This is a genomic window from Serratia sp. PGPR-27, from assembly GCF_022678525.1.
Lineage (GTDB): Bacteria > Pseudomonadota > Gammaproteobacteria > Enterobacterales > Enterobacteriaceae > Serratia > Serratia nematodiphila.
The window spans coordinates 49,645-66,749 of record NZ_JALBYS010000016.1; the positions used below are offsets into that span (position 1 = coordinate 49,645).

Genomic DNA, 17,105 nt, shown 5'->3' on the forward strand with positions numbered 1-17,105 from the left:
CCCGCTACCCGCACCGGTTAAGGGAGAAAGACGCTATAGCTCGCTGCACCAGTGATGCTCACTGGCAAGGATCGCAGACAGGAAGAGTTGGCACGTAGAGGTTCTGAGGGTAGTTCCGTTAATAGTCATCATAATAGTTCTCTATTATCAGCCGCACACCGTGCGATTTGCCCAATATCCTCATAAAAGTAAAATTTTCAACTGAGATATTTTTACCACAGCCAAAATAAGAAAGCAAACTGCCGTTTTCATCAAAAAGCAGAAAAAAACGGGTTAAAAATAAGAAAGTTAATCACGATAAAAATTAAAAAAGGCTCAACAAAGGGTTGAGCCTTGCGATATCCGCGGGAGAGCAAATAAGCGCCAACCCCAGGCCTGGCGCGGGTTACAACGCGGCGCCGCTAACGGCGCTGCGCGCCAGTTCAGTGATGCGCGCATAGTCGCCTTTTTCGAGCGCGTCCGCCGGCACCAGCCAGGAACCGCCGATGCAAAGCACGCTTTTCAGCGCCAGATAATCGCGGTAATTGTTTGGCGTAATGCCGCCGGTCGGGCAAAAACGCACCTGCGGGAACGGGCCGCCGATCGCCTGCAGCGCCTTCACGCCGCCGTTGGCTTCCGCCGGGAAGAATTTAAATTCGCGCAGGCCGTGATCCATGCCCTGCATCAGTTCAGACACGGTGCTGATGCCCGGGATCAGCGGGATGGATCCCGCCGTCGCCGCCTGCAGCAAGGCCTCGGTCAGCCCTGGGCTGATGGCGAACTGCGCCCCGGCTTCGGTCACCTGCCGCAGCTGCTGCGGGTTGATCACCGTACCGGCGCCGATGATCGCCTCCGGCACCTCTTCGGCGATAGCGCGGATAGACTCCAGTCCGCAGGCGGTGCGCAGCGTCACCTCCAATACCCGCACGCCGCCGGCAACCAGCGCTTTCGCCAGCGGCACCGCCTGCTCCAGCTTGTTGATCACGATAACAGGCACCACCGGCCCCGCCGTCAGGATCTGCTCGGCGCTGGTTTTCCAGTTTTTCATCGTTATTTCTCCATTACTCGCGGTTAACAATGGCACGCCCCTGCCACAGGGCTCCGCACAAATGCGCGGACGTCCGGCCGTACCGTAAGTGATGAGGCCCGCGCGCAGATCGCAGGCAAAAAAAAGCCGGCAGACAGGCTGCCGGCATTACGCATTATTCGAACTCGTTCCAGGAGCGGCCGTCGCGGGTGATCATCGCCACCGAGGCCACCGGCCCCCAGGTACCCGCCTGGTAAGGCTTAGGCGCCTCGTTGTCGGCTTTCCATGCGTCCATGATGGAGTCGACCCACTTCCAGGCTTCTTCCACTTCATCGCGGCGCACGAACAGCGCCTGAATGCCACGCATGGTCTCCAGCAGCAGGCGCTCATAGGCGTCCGCCACGTGCTCCTGGTTGAAGGTTTCCGAGAAGCTCAGGTCCAGCTTGGTGGTCTGCAGGCGGTGCTTGTGATCCAGCCCCGGCACCTTGTTCAGCACCTGAATTTCGATGCCTTCGTCCGGCTGCAGGCGGATGGTCAGCTTGTTCTGCGGCAACTGCTGGTAAGAATCGCTGAACAGGTTAAGCGGCGGGTTTTTGAAGTACACCACCACTTCCGAACATTTGGTCGGCAGACGTTTACCGGTACGCAGGTAGAACGGCACGCCGGCCCACTGCCAGTTGTCGATATCCACGCGGATAGAGACGAAGGTTTCGGTGCTGCTGCTCTTGTTCGCCCCTTCCTCTTCCAGATAACCCGGCACTTTCTTGCCCTGGACGAAGCCGGCGGTGTACTGACCGCGCACGGTGGTTTCCCGGACATTGGTCTGATCGATGCGGCGCAGCGAGCGCAGCACCTTCACCTTCTCGTCGCGGATGCGGTCGGTCGTCAGATCCGCCGGCGGCGACATGGCGATCATGGTCAGGATCTGCAGCAGGTGGTTCTGGATCATGTCGCGCATCTGGCCGGCCTGGTCGAAGTAACCCCAACGCCCTTCGATGCCCACCTCTTCCGCTACGGTGATCTGCACCGAATCGATGGTGCGGTTATCCCAGTTGGAGGCGAACAGCGAGTTGGCGAAACGCAGCGCCAACAGGTTCAGCACCGTCTCTTTGCCGAGATAGTGGTCGATACGGTAAACCTGGGATTCGTTGAAGTACTCCGCCACCTGATCGTTGATCACGCGTGAGGACGCCAAATCGGTGCCCAGCGGTTTCTCCATCACCACGCGCGCCGGCTCATGGTTCAGCTTGGCTTCGCCCAGCCCTTTGCAGATGGAGCCAAAGGTGCTTGGCGGCATGGCGAAGTAGTTGATGGTGGTGCGGTGCTTCTGATCCAGCATTTTACCCAATTTGGTAAAGTTCTTGCTGTCGTTGACGTCCAGGTTGCAGAAGTCCAGGCGCGCGCTTAGCGTGGCCCAGAGTTCGTCATCCAGTTTTTCCTTCATGAAGGTGCCAAGCGCTTCCTTGACCACTTCGGTATAGGCTTGTTTATCCCACTCCGCGCGGCCAACGCCGATGATCCGCGTATCCGGGTGGATGTGTCCGGCTTTCTCTAACTGGTACAGGGAAGGCAGCAGTTTACGGCGCGCCAAATCACCTTTCGCGCCGAAAATAACCAGGTCACACGCCTGGGCTGTAGAGGTTACCGCCATGTTCATCTCCTCGTTGCAGGATATTTGTAATTTTCTTACATTACTAATGTACTCTGTTTGACTACGGCCAGCAAACCCGGAGCAAAGCAGAAAAAAAGGCTTCAAGATTCCAGTGGAAAGCGCCAATCTACGCCAACGCCCTCACCACGGGCAAAACTGTAATTTTTCGTCTTTTTTGACGCTCTGTTACCATTATGAAAGTTAGACACAGGTCATATTCTGGTGAAAAAACCCTGCATACGCCGTGTCGAGACTGCCAACGGTTACCAGCACGTAGTATATTTTCACTAAACCGGCATTGATTTCTCCTTTGTTTGAAATCGACATACCCTATCGATTCCAGGTTACAGCCGCTCGTTTGGCGTCTGCTTGCACGGCGAACACGGGCGAAATTCGACGCTGTTGCTTGAAAGCCACAGGGATAAAACCATGAGTGACTCTCGTTATATGAATACGCTGGACAAAATCCAGAGCCATCTGGAACGCCTGAGCAAATCTGAAAGGAAAGTCGCCGAGGTGATCCTGGCCTCCCCGCAGACCGCCATTCACTCCAGCATCGCCACGCTGGCGCGCATGGCCGACGTCAGCGAACCTACCGTCAACCGCTTTTGCCGCCGCCTTGATACCAAAGGCTTTCCCGATTTCAAACTGCATCTCGCCCAAAGCCTGGCTAACGGCACGCCCTACGTAAACCGTAACGTTGAGGAAGATGACAGCGTCGATTCCTATACCAGCAAGATCTTCGAATCGGTAATGGCCAGCCTGGATACAGTAAAGGCAAATTTGGATATTGCCGCAATCAATCGTGCGGTTGACCTGCTCACCCAGGCAAAAAAGATCTCTTTCTTCGGGCTGGGCGCCTCCGCGGCGGTGGCGCACGATGCGATGAACAAATTTTTCCGCTTCAACATTCCGGTGGTCTACTTCGATGACATCGTCATGCAGCGCATGAGCTGCATGAACTCCAGCGAAGGCGACGTGGTGGTGCTGATCTCACACACCGGCCGCACCAAGAATCTGGTGGAGATGGCCCACCTGGCGCGGGAGAACGACGCCACGGTACTGGCTATCACCTCGCGCGACACCCCGCTCGCCCAGGCGGCGACCCTGGCCCTGCTGCTCGACGTGCCCGAAGACACCGACGTTTACATGCCGATGGTGTCGCGGATCGCGCAATTAACGCTCATTGACGTGCTCGCCACCGGATTTACCTTGCGCCGAGGGGCTAAATTCAGAGATAACTTGAAGCGGGTCAAAGAAGCGCTCAAAGAATCGCGCTTTGATAAAGGCGTGGTCATTCCCAACAGTTTTGATTCGTGACCCGACGAAGAAAAAATCGCCGTTCAACAGACATTTGAATGACGGCATCAGAGGCGGTACCCTGTTAACATGCTCATGCGGGTAACCCGGGTGAAATATCAGTGTTGTAAAATTACATTTCACGCCTGGTTTCGTTATCCGACGTTATCGCAACACCAATATTTGCTTCACCAGTCAACGGAGTAATACATGTCCAGACGGCTCAGAAGAACCAAAATCGTTACCACCCTGGGTCCGGCTACAGACCGCGACAATAATCTGGAAAAGATCATTGCCGCCGGTGCCAACGTAGTTCGGCTTAACTTCTCCCACGGCAGCCCGGAAGATCACCAGGCTCGCGCTGACAAAGTGCGCGAAATCGCTGCCAAACTGGGGCGTCACGTCGCTATCCTCGGCGATCTGCAAGGGCCGAAAATTCGCGTCTCCACCTTCAAGGAAGGCAAAATCTTCCTCAACGTGGGCGATAAATTCCTGCTGGACGCCAACCTGTCAAAAGGCGAAGGCGATAAAGAAAAAGTCGGTATCGACTATAAAGGCCTGCCAGCCGACGTGGTGCCGGGCGACGTCCTGCTGCTCGATGACGGCCGCGTTCAGTTGAAAGTGCTCGAAGTTCAGGGCATGAAAGTGTTTACCGAAGTGACCGTCGGCGGCCCGCTGTCCAACAACAAGGGCATCAACAAACTCGGCGGTGGCCTGTCGGCCGAAGCCCTGACCGAAAAAGACAAGGCGGACATCGTGACCGCCGCCAAGATTGGCGTCGACTACCTGGCGGTCTCCTTCCCGCGTACCGGTGAAGATCTGAACTATGCCCGCCGCCTGGCGCGCGATGCGGGCTGCAACGCCAAGATCGTGTCCAAGGTTGAGCGCGCCGAAGCAGTTTGCACCGACGAAGCGATGGACGACATTATTCTGGCCTCCGACGTGGTGATGGTCGCCCGTGGCGACCTAGGCGTCGAAATCGGCGATCCGGAACTGGTCGGCATTCAGAAGAAACTGATCCGCCGCGCCCGCACCCTGAACCGCGCAGTGATCACCGCGACCCAGATGATGGAGTCGATGATCACCAACCCGATGCCGACCCGCGCCGAAGTCATGGACGTGGCCAACGCCGTGCTGGACGGCACCGACGCCGTCATGCTGTCGGCGGAAACCGCCGCTGGCCAATACCCGGCGGAAACCGTGGCGGCGATGGCGCGCGTTTGTCTGGGCGCCGAGAAGATCCCGAGCATCAACGTTTCCAAACACCGCCTGGACGTACAGTTCGACAACATCGAAGAGGCGATCGCCATGTCTTCGATGTATGCCGCCAACCACCTGAAAGGCGTCACCGCGCTGATCGCCATGACCGAATCCGGCCGCACTGCGCTGATGATGTCGCGCATCAGCTCCGGCCTGCCGATCTTCGCCATGTCGCGGCATGAGCACACGCTTAACCTGACCGCGCTGTATCGCGGCGTGACGCCGGTATATTTCGACAGCCACAAAGACGGCGTGATCGCCGCCAATGAAGCCGTCAATCGCCTGCGTGACAAAGGCTTCCTGGTCTCCGGCGATCTGGTGATCGTCACCCAGGGCGACGTGATGGAAACCGTCGGCACCACCAATACCAGCCGTATCCTGCGCGTCGAGTAATCCACGCCGCAGACGACATGCCGGCCGGCTCACGTTGGCCGGCATTTTTTTTGCCCTGACACCGCCATAAACGACGGAGAACGCCATGCTCCACCAACGCAATCCAGCCTCGACCGGTGATGCGCTCGATCTCGATGGGCGCGGTCTGACACAGCTCGACGAATCGCAGCTAACCGGCCACGCGCTGCGCAAAATCAGCCTGTACGACAATCTGCTGACGGCCTTCCCCGCCTCCATCTTGCAACACCGCAACCTGCAGGTGCTGAACATCTCCTGCAATCAGCTCGACCGCCTGCCGCCGGAGATTGGTCAGTTGCAACAGCTTGAGATGTTCGACTTCGGTCACAACCGCGCAAGCGAACTGCCTGAAACATTGGGGCAACTGCACCGGCTGAAATACCTCTACCTGAGCGATAACGGCTTTAGCGACCTGCCGCGTGCGCTGGCGCAACTGCAGCAGTTGGTTTACCTCAACGCGACCGATAACCAACTGACCGCCTTGCCGCAGGCAATACCGAGTCTGGCGGCATTGCAGGAGCTGCGTTTATACAACAATCGCATCGGCAACCTGCCCGGCGAAATCGGGCAGCTGCGCGCGCTGCGCGAGTTGCATATCATGAAAAATGCCCTGACCGCGCTGCCGGCGGAAATGGCTCTGCTCGGCGAGCTTGAGATACTCGATGCGGCCAACAATGCCATCACCGAACTGCCGGCATCCTTCTGCCGCCTGCCGCGATTGAGCGAGCTGAACCTGCGTTTTAATCAGCTGACGCGCCTGCCGGAAAATATCGGTGAGCTCACGGCGCTGAGAAGCCTGGATCTGCGCGCCAACCGCCTGAGCAATCTGCCGGAAAGCCTCGGTGAACTGAGCCGGCTGCGCAAGCTTGATCTGCGCTGGAATGATTTCACCCACACGCCTAAAATCGTCGACATCCTGCGGGCTCGCGGCTGTAGGGTGCACATCTGAAGAGACGCCGGCCGGGTTGTGGCCCTGCCGGCGTTAGCGGTAGAAAGGATTAACGATACAGATCGTCGCGCGAGTAAGGCTCAATCTCCCCTTCTTTGCGCGTCTTCAACAGTTTGAGGATCCAGGTGTACTGCTCCGGGTTCGGGCCCACCAGGTTTTCCACTTCTTCATTCATACGGCGGGCAATGCGCGGATCGTCCGCTTCGGCCAGATCGTCCATCGGCTCGCGAATATAGATATCCAGCATGCTGGTTTTGCCGTCGTACACCGGGAACAACGGCACGATCGCCGCACGGCATACCTTCATCAACCGCCCGACCGCCGGCAAAGTCGCCTTATAGGTGGCAAAGAAGTCGACAAACTCACTGTGCTCAGCGCCGTGGTCCTGATCGGGCAGATAATAACCCCAATACCCCTGGCGAACCGAACTGATAAACGGTTTGATGCCGTCATTGCGCGCGTGCATGCGGCCGCCGAATTTACGACGCACGGCGTTCCACAGGTAGTCGATCAGCTGATTGCGCTGGTTGTGGAACATCGCCGCCATCGGTTGGCCGCGCGCGGCCATCAACATCGCCGGCACATCCACCGCCCAGCCGTGAGGCACCAGGAAAATCACGTTGCGCCCTTCCGCCCGGATCTTGTCCAACACCTCTTCACCGTGCCAACGCACGCGCTTGAGCACTTTCTCGGGCTTGGTGCAGGCCAGCTCAGCCATCAGCACCATCGACTGCGGCGCGCAGGCGAACATCTGGTCGATAATGTGCTCGCGTTCGCTTTCAGGCAACTCAGGCAAGCAATACAGCAGGTTGATGCGGGCACGACGGCGCGCGCCCTTCGCCAGCTTGCCGGCCAGTTTGCCGACCGCACCCAGCACCGGATCGCGCAGGCGCGCAGGCACCAGCGAAATGCCGGCCATCAGACCGGTTCCCAACCACACGCCCCAGTAGCGCGGATATAAAAAGGCTTTTTGAAACTGCGGAATGAACTCTACGTTCGATTTCTTCTCGTTTTGCATGCACATGCTCTTGGCTTAGCGATTCGGCTAATCATAATTGCCAGCACCGATTTTGCAATTAACAACCGCGAACCGCCCAGATAAAACAGCATCGGCCCGCAATCAGGCCGATGAAATTAACGGCGCCGAAGCGCCGGAAAAAGGGGGCGTTAATCCAACTGCAGCTGAGGAACCACTTCCTTCACCTGCGCCAGATAATCGCTGCGGTCTTTGCCGCCCAGCCCTTCGGAACGCGGCAGTTTAGCCGTCAGCGGGTTCACCGCCTGTTGGCCGGTCCACAGTTCAAAGTGCAGATGCGGCCCGGTGGAACGGCCGGTGTTGCCGGAGAGCGCAATGCGATCGCCGCGTTTCACCTTTTGGCCTGGTTTCACCAGCAGTTTTTTCAGGTGCATATAGCGCGTGGTGTACTGACGACCGTGGCGGATCGCTACATAGTTACCCGCTGCGCCGCTGCGTTTGGCGATCACCACCTCACCGTCACCGACCGCCAGCACCGGCGTGCCGACCGGCATGGCGAAATCGACGCCCTTGTGCGGCGCCACGCGGCCGGTCACCGGGTTCACGCGGCGCGGGTTGAAGTTGGAGGAGATGCGGAACTGTTTCATGGTCGGGAAACGCATGAAGCCGCGCGCCAGGCCAGAGCCTTGGCGATCGTAGAATTTGCCGTCTTCGGCGCGGATCGCATAGTAATCCTTGCCGCCGGTGCGCAAACGCACGCCCAACAGCTGGCTTTGCGATTTCTTACCGTCGAAATGCTCACGCGACATCAGCACGGAGAACTGATCGCCTTTGCGCAGCTTGCGGAAATCGAGCTGCCACTGCAACGCCTTGATCACCGAGTTGATTTCGTTACGGCTCAGCCCGGCGTCGCCGGCGCTGCTGACGAAGCTGCCGTTGACCCGGCCGCTGATCACGTTGTTGCGCCATTCGCCCTGCTGCGCCTCTTTTGACTCCTTGAAGCTGTTGCCGACGCGATCATAGGTGCGAGTTTCGCGGCGGGAAACCTCCCAGGTCAACTGCTGCAAATCGCCTGCGTCGTTCACGGTCCACGACAGCTGTTGGCCGATCTTCAGATTACGCAGATCGCGGTTTTGCGAAGCCAGCAAGGTGACATCCGACATATCGATGCCGTACTGCGTCAGAATGCTGCCAAGGGTGTCACCGGTGGAAACCACATATTCATGCACGCCATCATCGCCGGCATCCTTCTGGTCCAGCTCATCCTGCGGGATTTCGTCATCGGGGGTGGGTTGGTCGACATCTATCGGTTCACTGGCTTCAGGGAGCAATGACCGCATCTGGCTGGATTCTAACTCGACGCTCTTGGCGATGGGGTTGTGTTCTGGGTGGTAAACAAAAGGCCGCCAAACAGCGACGGCCAATGTGACGACTGTCAGCGACCCCAGCATGACGCGGTGGGGCCGTGGCAGGTTGTTATACGCCAGAGCGATAGTTCGGACTATCTGCTGCACTCGATATTATCCTCATAAGCTTTACTTCAGGCAGCTCACGTACTGGTTTGACAACTGTGTCAGGAATTTCCCGTAGCTGTCCTTCCCCAGCGCGATGCCGGTGCCCAGCGGGTCCAGCGTTCCGGAACGCACTTTGGTACCCTTGGCGACGGCATTGATTACGGCCGGCCTGAATTGTGGCTCAGCAAAAACGCATACCGCTTTCTGCTCAACCAACTGTGTTCGAATTTGGTGTAGGCGCTGTGCTCCAGGCTGAATTTCGGGATTGACGGTGAAATGGCCCAGCGGACTCAAACCGTAGTGTTTTTCAAAGTAGCCGTAAGCATCATGAAAAACAAAATAACCCTTACCTTGCACAGGCGTAAGCATGTTACCAACATTTTTGTCAGTTTGCGTCAGCAGATTCTCGAACTGGCGCAGGTTTGCGTCTAATTTGTCCTTATTTTGCGGCATAAGTTCCAACAATCTGTCGTGAATCGCGATCGCGGTCACTTTTGCTATCTCCGGCGACAGCCAAACGTGCATATTGTACTCGCCGTGATGATGCCCATGATCGTCATCGGCATGGTTATGCGCTTCGCCTGCATGTTCATGATCGTCGTCCTCTTCGCCTTTCATCAGCAGCGGCTTCACCGCCGGCAGTTCGCTGATAGCCAGCTTTCGGGTCGCCGAGATCGGCACCAGCGCCTTGTTCAAGTACGCTTCCATGTCCGGCCCGACCCACAACACCAGGTCAGCGGAACGCAAGCGTTGGATATCGGAAGGACGCAACGCAAAATCGTGCGGCGAAGCGCCGTCCGGCAGCAACACCTCGGTCGGCGTCACGCCGTCGGCGATCGCCGAAGCGATAAAGCCTAAGGGGCGAATCGAGGTCACCACCGCAGCGGAAGCGCTGCTCAGCGGGCCGGCCATCAACAGTGCGCTGGCCAGCAGCGTGCGCTGCAGCCATTTATTTTTCTTTGCCATCATCAGTAATCCCATCGTTTTCATCAACAAGGCGTGATATTATAACATCCGCTTCGTTCTGCAACCTGTAATCTCGAGATGTCTACACTGATAACGCTAAAAAATATCTCCGTCGCCTTCGGCAGCCGCAAGGTGCTGTCGAACATTTCCCTCAGCCTGCAGCCCGGCCGTATTCTCACGCTGCTTGGCCCGAACGGCGCGGGCAAATCCACACTGGTACGCGTGGTGCTGGGATTGGTCAAACCAACCACCGGCACGCTGGAGCGGGAGCCCGACCTGCGCATCGGCTACGTGCCGCAAAAACTCCACCTCGACGCCACCCTGCCGCTGACCGTCAGCCGCTTTATGCGTCTTAAACCCGGCGTAAAGAAAGCCGACATTCTGCCGGCGCTCAAGCGCGTGCACGCCGCCCACCTGCTCGACCAGCCGATGCAAAAGCTCTCCGGCGGCGAGAACCAACGCGTACTGCTGGCGCGAGCGCTGCTGAATAAACCGCAGCTGCTGGTGCTGGACGAACCCACGCAAGGGGTGGACGTCAACGGCCAACTGGCGCTGTACGATCTGATCGATCAGCTGCGCAAGGAGCTGGGCTGCGCCGTACTGATGGTCTCGCACGATCTGCATCTGGTGATGGCGAAAACCGACGAGGTGTTGTGCCTCAATCAGCACATCTGCTGCTCCGGCGCGCCGGAGGTGGTCTCGATGCATCCCGAATTCATCGCCATGTTCGGCAACCGCGGCGCAGAGCAGCTGGCGGTGTATCGCCACCATCACAACCACCGCCACGACCTGCAAGGAAGAATTGTCTTGAAGAAAACCGGGAGCCGCGAAGCATGATCGAATTGTTACTTCCCGGCTGGCTGGCCGGGGTGTTGCTGGCTAGCGCCGCCGGGCCGCTGGGCTCCTTTGTGGTTTGGCGCCGCATGTCCTACTTCGGCGATACCCTGGCGCACGCCTCGCTGCTCGGCGTCGCCTTTGGTCTGCTGCTGGACATCAATCCTTTCTATGCGGTGATCGCCATTACGCTGCTGCTGGCTCTGGCCCTGGTGTGGCTGGAACGCCGCCCGCAACTTTCGGTGGATACCCTGCTCGGCATTCTGGCCCACAGCGCCCTGTCGCTGGGTCTGGTGGTGGTGGCGTTGATGTCCAACGTGCGGGTCGATCTGATGGCCTACCTGTTCGGCGATCTGCTGTCGGTCACGCTGAGCGACATCGTGATGATCGCCGGCGGCGTCGCCGTGGTGCTGTTGGTGCTGTGGTGGCAATGGCGAGATCTGCTGTCGATGACCATCAGCCCGGAGCTGGCGCACGTCGACGGCGTCAATTTGGCGCGGGCACGTACCGTGCTGATGCTGGTCACCGCGTTGACCATCGGCCTGGCGATGAAATTCGTCGGCGCGCTGATCATCACCTCACTGCTGATCATTCCGGCGGCCACCGCTCGCCGCTTCGCGCGCACGCCGGAGCAGATGGCGGGCGTCGCGGTACTGCTCGGCATGGTGGCGGTTACCGGCGGCCTGGCCTTCTCGGCATTTTACGATACGCCGGCCGGCCCTTCGGTGGTGCTCTGCGCTGCCGTGCTGTTCACGCTGAGCCTGTTCAAAAAACAACAGGCTTGATTAAAGCCGGGATATGACAAGGGCCGCATCTGCGGCCCTTTCTTATTGGCGGATTAAAAATTTACTCTTCGCGTTCGAGACCAAAGTGCCGGTAGGCGTGCTGCGTCGCCAGACGGCCGCGCGGCGTGCGCTGGATAAAGCCCTGCTGGATCAGAAACGGTTCAATCACGTCTTCGATGGTTTCGCGCTCTTCACCGATCGCCGCCGCCAGGTTATCCAACCCGACTGGGCCGCCGGTAAACTTGTCGATAATCGCCAGCAGCAGTTTACGATCCATATAGTCAAAGCCTTCGGCATCGACGTTGAGCATATCAAGCGCCTGCGCCGCTACCGAACCGCTGATCACGCCGTTGGCGCGCACTTCAGCGAAATCGCGCACCCGGCGCAACAGGCGGTTGGCGATACGCGGCGTGCCGCGCGCGCGGCGGGCCACTTCATGGGCGCCCTCGTCGGACAGCTCCAGCCCCAGGCACCCGGCGCTGCGCGAGACGATGTGCTGCAGATCCGCCACCTGATAAAACTCCAGCCGCTGGACAATGCCGAAGCGATCGCGCAGCGGTGAGGTCAGCGAACCGGCGCGGGTGGTGGCTCCCACCAAGGTAAACGGCGGCAGATCGAGCTTAATCGAACGCGCCGCCGGCCCTTCGCCGATCATGATATCCAGCTGGTAGTCTTCCATCGCCGGATACAATACTTCTTCCACCACCGGTGACAAACGGTGAATTTCGTCGATGAACAACACGTCGTGCGGTTCGAGGTTGGTCAGCATCGCCGCCAAATCGCCCGCCTTCTCCAGCACCGGGCCGGAAGTGGTGCGCAAATTTACGCCCATTTCGTTGGCCACGATGTTGGCCAGGGTGGTTTTCCCCAGCCCCGGCGGGCCGAAGATCAGTAAATGGTCGAGCGCGTCGCCGCGCTGCTTGGCCGCCTGAATGAAGATCTCCATCTGCTCGCGCACGTGCGGCTGGCCGACGTATTCAGTCAGCAGCTTGGGACGAATGGCGCGATCGAGGATCTCCTCTTCGTTGATCGGTTCGGCGGAAATCAGGCGATCGGCTTCAATCATTATCTACCCCTTTTCGGCCTTACAGGGCGGCGCGCAACGCGTCGCGGATCAGGGTCTCGCAGTCGGCACCCGGCTTGGCAATCTTGCTGACCATGCGGCTGGCTTCCTGCGGCTTATAGCCCAGCGCCACCAGCGCCGAGACAGCTTCGGCTTCCGCGTCCGCTTCCGGCGTTTTGTCGGCGGCGGCCGGCAGGCTGATCTCGCTGCTGTTGTTGAACAGATCGCCGTTCAGCCCTTTGAAGCGGTCTTTCATCTCGACCACCAGGCGCTCGGCGGTTTTTTTGCCCACGCCCGGCAGCTTGACCAGTGCGGTGATCTCTTCGCGCTCCACCGCGCTGACGAACTGCTGCGCGGACATGCCCGACAGGATGGCGAGCGCCAGTTTCGGCCCGACGCCGTTGACCTTAATCAGCTCGCGGAACAGCGCGCGCTCCTGCTTGTCGTTGAAACCGTACAGCAGCTGCGCGTCTTCACGCACCACGAAGTGGGTAAACACGATGGCCTCTTGCCCCAGTTCCGGCAGCTCGTAAAAGCAGGTCATCGGCATGTGCACTTCATAACCCACGCCGTTCGCCTCCAGTAACACCAGCGGCGGCTGCTTTTCCAGAATATTTCCTCTGAGACGACCTATCATTTACCCTCCTGCAGAATGACCGGGCATGGCGCCCTGCCATGCCGTTGCTGGTAAAGCTTATAACATAAAAAAGGCTGGATGAATATCCAGCCTGAGCAATCATCGTTTCGCGTCAGCGCAAACGCCCGCGCGCCAGGTTCAGCCGCCCTTCGCTCATTCGCAGCACGTTCTGGCTGAGGTGGCAGTGGGTGATGGCGATGGCCAGGGCATCCGCGGCATCCGCCTGCGGGTTGGCCGAGAGTTTGAGCAGCGAGCGCACCATGTGCTGTACCTGCGCCTTTTCGGCCGCGCCGGTGCCGACCACGGTTTGTTTGACCTGCCGCGCCGCGTACTCGAACACTTCCAGGTTCTGATTCACCGCCGCCACGATCGCGACGCCGCGCGCCTGGCCGAGCTTGAGCGCCGAATCCGGGTTCTTGGCCATAAACACCTGTTCGATGGCGAAGAAATCGGGCTGAAACTGGGTGATGATCTCGCTGACGCCGGCGTAAATCAGCTTCAGCCGCGTCGGCATGTCGTCCACCACCGTGCGGATGCAGCCGCTGGCGATATAGCTCAACTGGCGCCCCTGCTGGCGGATAAGGCCATAGCCGGTGACGCGCGAGCCGGGATCGATACCGAGTATGATCGCCATATCTACATCCACCTTGCATGCACGGCGCCGCCGAACGGCGGCGCCCGTTTTACCGGATTACAGCGTCGCCGCCACTTCGTCGGAGATTTCACCGTTATGGTAAACTTCCTGCACGTCGTCGCAGTCTTCCAGCATATCGATCAGGCGCAACAGCTTAGGCGCAGTTTCCGCGTCCATGTCGGCCTTGGTCGATGGGATCATCGACACTTCCGCCGCTTCGGCTTCGAAGCCCGCCGCGGTCAGCGCGTCTTTCACCGCGCCCAGGCTTTCCCAGGCGGTGAACACGTCGATGGCGCCATCGTCATAGGTCACGATGTCTTCCGCACCGGCTTCCAACGCCGCTTCCATTACGCTGTCTTCATCCAGGCCCGGTGCGTAGGTGATCACGCCCTTCTTGGTGAACAGATAAGCCACGGAACCGTCGGTGCCGAGGTTGCCGCCGCATTTGGTAAAGGCGTGGCGCACTTCCGCCACGGTGCGGTTGCGGTTGTCGCTCAGGCATTCGATCATGACGGCGGTGCCGCCAGGACCGTAACCTTCATAGATGATGGTTTCCATATTGGTATCATCATCGCCGCCCACGCCGCGCGCGATTGCACGGTTCATGGTGTCGCGCGTCATGTTGTTCGACAGCGCCTTGTCCATCGCCGCGCGCAGACGCGGGTTGGAATCCGGATCGCCGCCGCCCAGCTTGGCGGCCGTGACCAGCTCACGAATAATCTTGGTGAAAATTTTACCGCGCTTGGCGTCCTGCGCCGCTTTACGGTGCTTTGTGTTGGCCCACTTACTATGACCTGCCATAAAAAATCTCCGAAAAAAACTACTGGACTGAATTGATCACGAACTCTTCAATCGCCTGCTGATTGCTCCACGACTTGGTCAACTTCACGGCCTCGGCCGCCTCAAGCCATTGGTAAGCGTGATGCTCGGTAATCACCGGATCGCGCTCCTCGGGCAACGCCAGACAGAACCAGTGCTCTTTATTGCGCGTGGTTCCCGGCGCATAGCGATGTCGCAAATGGACAAAGAGTTCAAACTCCACGCAGCGCTGGCAATCGAACAACGGCAGGTGCTCTGCTTCGATATCGATGCCCACTTCTTCCATGACCTCACGCCGCGCGGCATGCGGCGGCGACTCATCCTGTTCCAGGCTGCCGGTGACCGACTGCCAGAACTCGGTATCGTCGCGCCGCTGTAACATCAGCACCCGACCACTGGATTTCGCGTAAATCACTACCAGGATAGATTCAGGGCGCTTGTAACTCATCACTCGCTCTCTTGTTCCGCACCGGCTTTCTTTACCACGCTGATCGCCAGCTCCTGCAGCGCCGCCGGGTTAGCGAAGCTCGGTGCGTCGGTCATCAGACAGGCCGCCGCGGTGGTTTTCGGGAAGGCGATAACGTCGCGGATGTTGTCGGTGCCGGTCAGCAGCATCACCAGACGGTCCAGGCCGAAAGCCAGGCCGGCGTGCGGCGGCGTGCCGTACTTCAGCGCGTCCAGCAGGAAGCCGAACTTCTCGCGCTGTTCGTGTTCGTCGATGCCCAGAATGCTGAATACCGTCTGCTGCATTTCGCTGCGGTGAATACGCACCGAACCGCCGCCCACTTCGTAACCGTTGATCACCATGTCATAGGCGTTGGCGATGGCGTTGACCGGCGCTGCGGCCAGCTCTTCCGGGCTCATGTCGCGCGGCGAGGTGAACGGGTGGTGCATCGCCGCCAGGCCGCCCTCTTCGTCTTCTTCGAACATCGGGAAGTCAACCACCCACAGCGGCGCCCAGCTGTCGAGTTGGGTCAGCCCCAGATCGCGACCCAGCTTCAGGCGCAGCGCGCCCATCGCATCGGTGACAATCTTGAAACTGTCTGCGCCGAAGAACAGGATGTCGCCTGTCTGCGCGTCGGTGCGCGCCAGGACGGCTTCCAGCACTTCCGCACTGAGGAATTTGGCGATCGGGCTCTGCACGCCTTCCATGCCGGCGGCGCGGTCGTTGACCTTCAGCCAGGCCAGGCCTTTGGCGCCGTAGATGTTGACGAAAGCGCCGTACTCGTCGATCTGCTTGCGGGTCAGCTGTGCGCCGCCCGGTACGCGGATCGCCGCCACGCGGCCTTTGTCGTCGTTGGCCGGGCCGGAGAACACTTTGAACTCGACGTCCTTGACCAGGTCGGCCACGTCCACCAGCTCCAGCGGGTTACGCAGGTCCGGCTTGTCGGAACCAAAGCGACGCATCGCTTCGGCGAAGGTCATGACCGGGAAATCGCCCAGATCCACGCCCTTCACGTCCAGCCACAGTTCGCGCGCCAGCTTCTCCATCACTTCACGCACCTGCTCGGCGGTCATGAAGGAGGTTTCGACGTCGATCTGGGTGAATTCAGGCTGACGGTCCGCACGCAGGTCTTCGTCACGGAAGCATTTGACGATCTGATAGTAACGATCGAAGCCGGACATCATCAGCAGCTGTTTAAACAGCTGCGGAGACTGCGGCAGCGCGTAGAATTTGCCCTTGTGCACGCGGCTCGGCACCAGGTAATCGCGGGCGCCTTCCGGCGTCGCTTTGGTCAGCATCGGCGTTTCGATGTCGAGGAAACCGTGGCTGTCCATAAAGCGGCGTACGAAGCTGGTGATTTTGGCGCGAGTCTTCAGACGCTCGGCCATTTCCGGGCGACGCAGATCGAGGTAACGGTATTTCAGGCGCGCTTCTTCGCTGTTGACCTGGTTGGAGTCCAGCGGCAGCGGCTCGGAGCGGTTGATGATCTCGAGCGCGTGGGCGAACACTTCCACTTCGCCGGTAGCCATATCTTTATTGATCTGGCTGTCCGGACGCGCACGCACGGTGCCGACGATCTGGATGCAGAACTCATTGCGCAGGTCATAGGCCTTGTCGAACGCCACTTTCTGGTCCGGATCGAAGAACACCTGCACGATGCCTTCGCGGTCGCGCATATCAATAAAGATCAGGCCGCCCAGATCGCGACGACGATTGACCCAACCACACAGAGTGACTTCCTGGCCCACGTGGGACAGATTCAACTGCCCGCAATATTCAGTACGCATACGCTATCCTTTTACACAGCCGATGCCGCGCCGGGCTACTGCGCCCCTGTCGCGCGGCTGTTATCTGAT

At 59.2% G+C, this 17,105-nt stretch carries 16 protein-coding genes; 5 read left to right on the plus strand and 11 right to left on the minus strand.

The window, feature by feature from the left end; translation table 11 throughout:
* Positions 1–385: 385 nt before the first annotated feature.
* Together MMS95_RS10930 and zwf are read right to left on the minus strand one after the other, a co-directional pair.
* Positions 386–1,027: a bifunctional 4-hydroxy-2-oxoglutarate aldolase/2-dehydro-3-deoxy-phosphogluconate aldolase gene (locus tag MMS95_RS10930; protein WP_085336657.1), complete on the minus strand. Its 642-nt coding sequence runs from the start codon at positions 1,025–1,027 to the stop codon at positions 386–388.
* A gap of 154 nt (positions 1,028–1,181) precedes the next feature.
* Positions 1,182–2,657, minus strand: a complete 1,476-nt coding sequence (zwf, locus tag MMS95_RS10935) for a glucose-6-phosphate dehydrogenase (protein ID WP_242141661.1) — start codon at positions 2,655–2,657, stop codon at positions 1,182–1,184.
* 447 nt (positions 2,658–3,104) lie between these two features.
* On the opposite strand from zwf, the gene MMS95_RS10940 reads away from it, so the two are divergent.
* The 3 genes from MMS95_RS10940 to MMS95_RS10950 all read left to right on the plus strand — a co-directional run bounded on the left by MMS95_RS10940 (position 3,105) and on the right by MMS95_RS10950 (position 6,576).
* Positions 3,105–3,977: a MurR/RpiR family transcriptional regulator gene (locus MMS95_RS10940; RefSeq protein WP_021503871.1), complete on the plus strand. Its 873-nt coding sequence runs from the start codon at positions 3,105–3,107 to the stop codon at positions 3,975–3,977.
* A 189-nt stretch (positions 3,978–4,166) separates the two neighbouring features.
* On the plus strand, positions 4,167–5,609 hold the full coding sequence (gene pyk, locus MMS95_RS10945) for a pyruvate kinase (RefSeq protein ID WP_004932339.1): 1,443 nt from the start codon (positions 4,167–4,169) through the stop codon (positions 5,607–5,609).
* Positions 5,610–5,694: 85 nt separating this feature from the next.
* Positions 5,695–6,576, plus strand: coding sequence for a leucine-rich repeat domain-containing protein (locus MMS95_RS10950; RefSeq protein WP_015378126.1), 882 nt, complete (start codon positions 5,695–5,697; stop codon positions 6,574–6,576).
* Between the two features lie 49 nt (positions 6,577–6,625).
* Here the strand turns inward: MMS95_RS10950 and lpxM are convergent, their stop codons facing one another.
* The 3 genes from lpxM to znuA all read right to left on the minus strand — a co-directional run bounded on the left by lpxM (position 6,626) and on the right by znuA (position 10,032).
* The gene (gene lpxM, locus MMS95_RS10955) at positions 6,626–7,594 is read right to left on the minus strand and encodes a lauroyl-Kdo(2)-lipid IV(A) myristoyltransferase (protein WP_015378127.1); all 969 of its coding nucleotides are present in this window, start codon (positions 7,592–7,594) and stop codon (positions 6,626–6,628) included.
* 149 nt (positions 7,595–7,743) lie between these two features.
* On the minus strand, positions 7,744–9,066 hold the full coding sequence (gene mepM / locus MMS95_RS10960; RefSeq protein ID WP_004932347.1) for a murein DD-endopeptidase MepM: 1,323 nt from the start codon (positions 9,064–9,066) through the stop codon (positions 7,744–7,746).
* Positions 9,067–9,087: 21 nt separating this feature from the next.
* Positions 9,088–10,032, minus strand: a complete 945-nt coding sequence (gene znuA, locus MMS95_RS10965; RefSeq protein ID WP_242141676.1) for a zinc ABC transporter substrate-binding protein ZnuA — start codon at positions 10,030–10,032, stop codon at positions 9,088–9,090.
* A gap of 78 nt (positions 10,033–10,110) precedes the next feature.
* Here znuA and znuC point away from each other — a divergent pair, with 78 nt between their 5' ends.
* Positions 10,111–10,869, plus strand: coding sequence for a zinc ABC transporter ATP-binding protein ZnuC (gene znuC / locus MMS95_RS10970; RefSeq protein WP_048323849.1), 759 nt, complete (start codon positions 10,111–10,113; stop codon positions 10,867–10,869).
* Positions 10,866–11,651, plus strand: coding sequence for a zinc ABC transporter permease subunit ZnuB (znuB, locus tag MMS95_RS10975; RefSeq protein ID WP_015378131.1), 786 nt, complete (start codon positions 10,866–10,868; stop codon positions 11,649–11,651). The genes znuC and znuB overlap by 4 nt, the downstream gene beginning before the upstream one ends.
* A 61-nt stretch (positions 11,652–11,712) precedes the next feature.
* On the opposite strand, the gene ruvB is transcribed toward znuB, so the two are convergent.
* From ruvB to aspS, 6 genes are all read right to left on the minus strand, one after another.
* Complete coding sequence (gene ruvB / locus MMS95_RS10980) at positions 11,713–12,717, minus strand: Holliday junction branch migration DNA helicase RuvB (protein WP_004932364.1); 1,005 nt, start codon at positions 12,715–12,717, stop codon at positions 11,713–11,715.
* A gap of 19 nt (positions 12,718–12,736) precedes the next feature.
* Positions 12,737–13,351: a Holliday junction branch migration protein RuvA gene (ruvA, locus tag MMS95_RS10985; RefSeq protein WP_004932365.1), complete on the minus strand. Its 615-nt coding sequence runs from the start codon at positions 13,349–13,351 to the stop codon at positions 12,737–12,739.
* Between the two features lie 112 nt (positions 13,352–13,463).
* Positions 13,464–13,985 (minus strand): crossover junction endodeoxyribonuclease RuvC, encoded by a 522-nt coding sequence (gene ruvC / locus MMS95_RS10990; RefSeq protein ID WP_004932367.1) that lies wholly within the window; start codon positions 13,983–13,985, stop codon positions 13,464–13,466.
* Between the two features lie 57 nt (positions 13,986–14,042).
* Positions 14,043–14,786, minus strand: coding sequence for a YebC/PmpR family DNA-binding transcriptional regulator (locus tag MMS95_RS10995; RefSeq protein WP_004932370.1), 744 nt, complete (start codon positions 14,784–14,786; stop codon positions 14,043–14,045).
* Between the two features lie 19 nt (positions 14,787–14,805).
* Positions 14,806–15,252, minus strand: a complete 447-nt coding sequence (gene nudB, locus MMS95_RS11000; protein WP_004932373.1) for a dihydroneopterin triphosphate diphosphatase — start codon at positions 15,250–15,252, stop codon at positions 14,806–14,808.
* A complete protein-coding gene (aspS, locus tag MMS95_RS11005; protein ID WP_048323852.1) occupies positions 15,252–17,036 on the minus strand; it encodes an aspartate--tRNA ligase in 1,785 nt (594 codons plus the stop codon). Before aspS ends, nudB begins: the two co-directional genes overlap by 1 nt.
* Between the last annotated feature and the right edge of the window lie 69 nt (positions 17,037–17,105).

What these genes read in the sequence shown, in the direction of transcription:
- MMS95_RS10940 (WP_021503871.1), top strand. Translation starts at nt 3,105, where the DNA reads ATGAATACGCTGGACAAAATCCAGAGCCATCTGGAACGCCTGAGCAAA.
- ruvB (WP_004932364.1), bottom strand. Translation starts at nt 12,717, where the DNA reads ATGATTGAAGCCGATCGCCTGATTTCCGCCGAACCGATCAACGAAGAG.
- nudB (WP_004932373.1), bottom strand. Translation starts at nt 15,252, where the DNA reads ATGAGTTACAAGCGCCCTGAATCTATCCTGGTAGTGATTTACGCGAAA.
- lpxM (WP_015378127.1), bottom strand. Translation starts at nt 7,594, where the DNA reads ATGCAAAACGAGAAGAAATCGAACGTAGAGTTCATTCCGCAGTTTCAA.
- ruvC (WP_004932367.1), bottom strand. Translation starts at nt 13,985, where the DNA reads ATGGCGATCATACTCGGTATCGATCCCGGCTCGCGCGTCACCGGCTAT.
- MMS95_RS10950 (WP_015378126.1), top strand. Translation starts at nt 5,695, where the DNA reads ATGCTCCACCAACGCAATCCAGCCTCGACCGGTGATGCGCTCGATCTC.
- pyk (WP_004932339.1), top strand. Translation starts at nt 4,167, where the DNA reads ATGTCCAGACGGCTCAGAAGAACCAAAATCGTTACCACCCTGGGTCCG.
- MMS95_RS10930 (WP_085336657.1), bottom strand. Translation starts at nt 1,027, where the DNA reads ATGAAAAACTGGAAAACCAGCGCCGAGCAGATCCTGACGGCGGGGCCG.
- znuA (WP_242141676.1), bottom strand. Translation starts at nt 10,032, where the DNA reads ATGGCAAAGAAAAATAAATGGCTGCAGCGCACGCTGCTGGCCAGCGCA.
- znuC (WP_048323849.1), top strand. Translation starts at nt 10,111, where the DNA reads ATGTCTACACTGATAACGCTAAAAAATATCTCCGTCGCCTTCGGCAGC.
- znuB (WP_015378131.1), top strand. Translation starts at nt 10,866, where the DNA reads ATGATCGAATTGTTACTTCCCGGCTGGCTGGCCGGGGTGTTGCTGGCT.
- MMS95_RS10995 (WP_004932370.1), bottom strand. Translation starts at nt 14,786, where the DNA reads ATGGCAGGTCATAGTAAGTGGGCCAACACAAAGCACCGTAAAGCGGCG.
- zwf (WP_242141661.1), bottom strand. Translation starts at nt 2,657, where the DNA reads ATGGCGGTAACCTCTACAGCCCAGGCGTGTGACCTGGTTATTTTCGGC.
- aspS (WP_048323852.1), bottom strand. Translation starts at nt 17,036, where the DNA reads ATGCGTACTGAATATTGCGGGCAGTTGAATCTGTCCCACGTGGGCCAG.
- ruvA (WP_004932365.1), bottom strand. Translation starts at nt 13,351, where the DNA reads ATGATAGGTCGTCTCAGAGGAAATATTCTGGAAAAGCAGCCGCCGCTG.